A 3,550-nucleotide genomic window follows, 5' to 3' on the forward strand; every position below is an offset into this window, starting at 1 on the left:
CGGTCCGGGCCGGTGCGGCGGGCCGCCTGCCGCTGCAACCGGCGCAGCCCGCGCAACGCAACGTCGAGGTGCCTCGGGTTGTGGATCACCTCACCGGTCGAGAGCACCGCCAGGGACGTCACACCCAGATCCACACCCACCACCGACTGCGGTCGAGGACAATCCGGCGTGTTTGCCCTTGAACGTCGGGAACCGGACCTTCGCTGCCATGCGCTTGTCCTTATTCGAGGTGTTCCAGTTGCCCAACGCTGTCGCGAGATTGGCCAAACCGGAGGAGTACGCTTCTTTCGAGTTCTCACCCCACCACGGCGCGACCGCATCCTTGGTCTGATTCCATTGTTTCCGGAGGCTGTAGGCCGACCACGACACCGACGGCGTCAGCTTGGTGTCCGCGATGCCGTAGGACTTCTCGGCCCCGCGCTGCCCCAGGTTTGCCTTGATCAGGGCAAGACCCCAGTTGTAGGCGTAGCGCTGCGCACCGCAATGCGACCGCAACCCAGCCACTTGGGCCAGTGTCGGGTCCAACGCGAATCGATACGCCTGCAACACGATCATCACTGGACCGAACCGACCACCACCGACAAGGCCAGTCAACGTCCACACCGGGTCCGGCGTCGAAGGTCTTACAAAGCACATTCAGATACGTTTGACCCAGAACCTCGAACGGTTCGCAACCCCACAAAGGAGCTCCGGTGCAGTACGTCGACCACATCATCGACCTCGTCGGCGACACGCCGCTGGTCAAGCTGAACTCGCTGGCCGAGGGCCTGGCTCCCACGGTGCTGGCCAAGGTCGAGTACTTCAACCCGGGCGGCAGCGTGAAGGACCGCATCGCCGTGCGGATGATCGACGCGGCAGAGAAGTCCGGGGCGCTGAAGCCCGGCGGCACCATCGTCGAACCGACCTCCGGTAACACCGGCATCGGCCTGGCCCTGGTCGCCCAGCGCCGCGGCTACAAGTGCGTGTTCGTCTGCCCGGACAAGGTCAGCGAGGACAAGCGCAACGTCCTCAAGGCCTATGGCGCCGAGGTCGTGGTCTGCCCGACGGCGGTGGCCCCCGAGCACCCGGACTCCTACTACAACGTCTCCGACCGGCTGGTCCGCGAGATCGACGGCGCGTGGAAGCCCGACCAGTACTCCAACCCGGAGAACCCGCTCAGCCACTATTACTCGACCGGCCCCGAACTGTGGACGCAGACCGAGGGCAAGATCACCCACTTCGTCGCGGGCGTCGGCACCGGCGGCACCATCTCCGGCACCGGCCGCTACCTCAAGGAGGTCAGCGACGGCCGGGTCAAGGTCATCGGCGCCGACCCTGAGGGCTCGGTGTACTCCGGCGGCACCGGCAGGCCGTACCTCGTCGAGGGCGTCGGCGAGGACTTCTGGCCGACCGCGTACGACCGCGACGTGGCCGACGAGATCATCGCCGTGTCCGACGCGGAGTCCTTCAACATCACCCGCAGGCTCGCCCGCGAGGAAGGCCTGCTGGTCGGCGGCTCGTGCGGCATGGCCGCCGCGGCCGCGCTGCGCCTGGCGGGCCGCCTCGGCCCGGACGACGTCGTGGTCGTGCTGCTGCCAGACGGCGGCCGCGGCTACCTGTCCAAGGTGTTCAACGACTCGTGGATGGCCCAGTACGGCTTCCTGCCGCCCGAGCACTCCGGCGCCACCGTCGGCGACGTGCTGCGCCGCAAGAGCGCTTCGGGCACTGGCGTGCCGGACTTCATCCACGCCCACCCGTCCGAGACCGTCGCCGACGCGGTGGCCGTGCTGCGTGAGTTCGGCGTCAGCCAGATGCCGGTCGTCAACGCCGAGCCGCCGGTCATGGCCGCCGAGGTCGTGGGCGCGGTCAACGAGCGCGACCTGCTCGACGCCCTGTTCACCGGCAAGGCCGCGCTGGCCGACCGGGTCGAGCAGCACATGTCCCCGCCGCTGCCGACCATCGGCGCGGGCGAGCAGGTCAGCGCCGCGATGGGCGCCCTGTCCTCGGCCGACGGCGCGCTGGTGCTCGTCGACGGCAAGCCCGCGGGCGTCGTGACCAGGCAGGACCTCCTGGGTTTCCTGGCGGGCCGCTAGCCGATTGTGGACGTAACCGACGCACTTGCGGCGTATCCGATAGCGTTAGCGGCGATGCAATCTGACATTCCAGGTCAAAAGGGGTGGGAAACCCGATGAGTGCTCCCCAGCCGCCGAACGAGCCTTGGCAGGGCCAGCAGTGGCCTGGGCAGCCCGGCCCGGATCAAGGCCAGGCCCAGCAGCCCGGGCAGGGCTTTCCGCCCCCGCCGGAGCCCGCCGAGCAGTACTCGGCGCCACCCGGTGACAACACCGGTGCCGACGGCGTCGAGCGGACCCAGGCCATCCGTCCCGGGCAGCCCCTGCCGAGCGCGGGTGGCGACGACGACAGCAGCGATCGCACCCAGGTCGTGCGGCCCGGACAGGGCGGCCCGTCGGGCAACCCCAACCAGGCCGAGGCGACCCAGATGGTGCCGCCCGGCTCCGTCCCGCAGTCCCCGCCCTACGCCCAGCCCGGCGCCATGCAGTCGCCTCCCGGCGGCTTCGGGCAGCCCGGCCAGCCGGGTCAGTTCGGTCAGCAGCAGGGCTTCCCGCCGCCGCAGCAGCATGGCGGGTTCCCGGGGCAGCAGCAGGGCTTCGGCCAGCAGCCCGGCGGATACCCACCGCCCGGGTTCGCCCAACAGGGCGGCCTCGGCGGCAGGCCGAACTTCGGCGGCCCGGGCATCGACACGGCCATGATCTCGATGGTCGTGCTCGGCGTCGTGGCGCTCCTCGGCCTGATCAGCGCGATCATCACGATCACGCTGTGGTCCGACATTGGCGGCAGCGCGTCGTCGTCGGAGGTGAGCAGCGCCTGTTCGAGCCTGCCCGCAGACCTTCAGGCCGACTGTGAGCGGTCAGCGGAGAGGTTCGCCGAAGAGGTGAAGATCCCGTTCCGCTTCCACCTGTACATGATCATGTTCTTGCTGGGCTCGCTCGCGGCCATCGGCGGCGCGGCGCTGCTCTTCCTCAAGAAGAACCTCAACATCGCGCACTTCGTGGTGCTCGGCGGTGGCGCCCTGCTGGTCCTCACCTCGATCATCATCGCGATCGAGGGCGGCATGCCGGGTCGGGTCGTCACGCTCCTGATCTTCGGTCTGGCGATCGCCGGCGCCGGCGCGCTGGCGTTCTTCCCGCAGACCAAGGGCTACCTCTACGGCAGCGCGCCGCTGGGTGGCCAGGGCGGCGGGTTCGGCGGTCCGCCGCAGGGCGGGTTCGGCCAGCCGCAGCCGGGATACGGTCAGCCGCAAGGCTTCGGCCAGCCCCAGCAGGGCTTTGGCCAGCAGCCGCAGCAGGGTTTCGGCCAGCAGCAGCCGGGTGGCTACGGCCAGCCGCCGCAGACTCCGCCGCCCGGATTCCCGCCGCCGCACCAGCAGCCGCCCGGTGGCTTCGGCGGTCCGCCGCCGCAGCAGGGATACGGCCAGCCGCCGCCTCCCGGTGGACAGCAGCAGCCACAGCAGTGGTGAACTAGCGACGGCGGTGGTTTCGAGACTCTCGAAACC

The 3,550-nt window shown here is 69.7% G+C and carries 4 protein-coding genes; 2 read left to right on the top strand and 2 right to left on the bottom strand.

Annotation, left to right across the window (positions count from 1 at the left end):
* On the bottom strand, window positions 1–143 hold a 143-nt coding region (locus ACRDSQ_RS27330; protein ID WP_431424945.1), incomplete at its 3' end, for a transposase.
* Complete coding sequence (locus ACRDSQ_RS27335) at window positions 91–555, bottom strand: helix-turn-helix domain-containing protein (protein WP_431424939.1); 465 nt, start codon at window positions 553–555, stop codon at window positions 91–93. The genes ACRDSQ_RS27330 and ACRDSQ_RS27335, both read right to left, overlap by 53 nt.
* Window positions 556–692: 137 nt before the next feature.
* Here ACRDSQ_RS27335 and ACRDSQ_RS27340 point away from each other — a divergent pair, with 137 nt between their 5' ends.
* Both ACRDSQ_RS27340 and ACRDSQ_RS27345 read left to right on the top strand, forming a co-directional pair.
* Window positions 693–2,072 carry a cystathionine beta-synthase gene (locus ACRDSQ_RS27340; RefSeq protein ID WP_431424941.1) on the top strand — a complete coding sequence of 460 codons (1,380 nt, stop codon included), beginning with the start codon at window positions 693–695 and terminating at the stop codon, window positions 2,070–2,072.
* A 95-nt stretch (window positions 2,073–2,167) separates the two neighbouring features.
* Window positions 2,168–3,514 (top strand): hypothetical protein, encoded by a 1,347-nt coding sequence (locus ACRDSQ_RS27345; protein ID WP_431424943.1) that lies wholly within the window; start codon window positions 2,168–2,170, stop codon window positions 3,512–3,514.
* The last annotated feature ends 36 nt before the right edge of the window (window positions 3,515–3,550 follow it).

The sequence above is a fragment of the Actinokineospora sp. genome (assembly GCF_050699995.1).
In the GTDB taxonomy this organism is placed as follows: Bacteria; Actinomycetota; Actinomycetes; order Mycobacteriales; family Pseudonocardiaceae; genus Actinokineospora.

Coding starts and splice junctions, on each gene's coding strand:
- ACRDSQ_RS27335 (WP_431424939.1), bottom strand. CDS start 555: ATGATCGTGTTGCAGGCGTATCGATTCGCGTTGGACCCGACACTGGCC.
- ACRDSQ_RS27345 (WP_431424943.1), top strand. CDS start 2,168: ATGAGTGCTCCCCAGCCGCCGAACGAGCCTTGGCAGGGCCAGCAGTGG.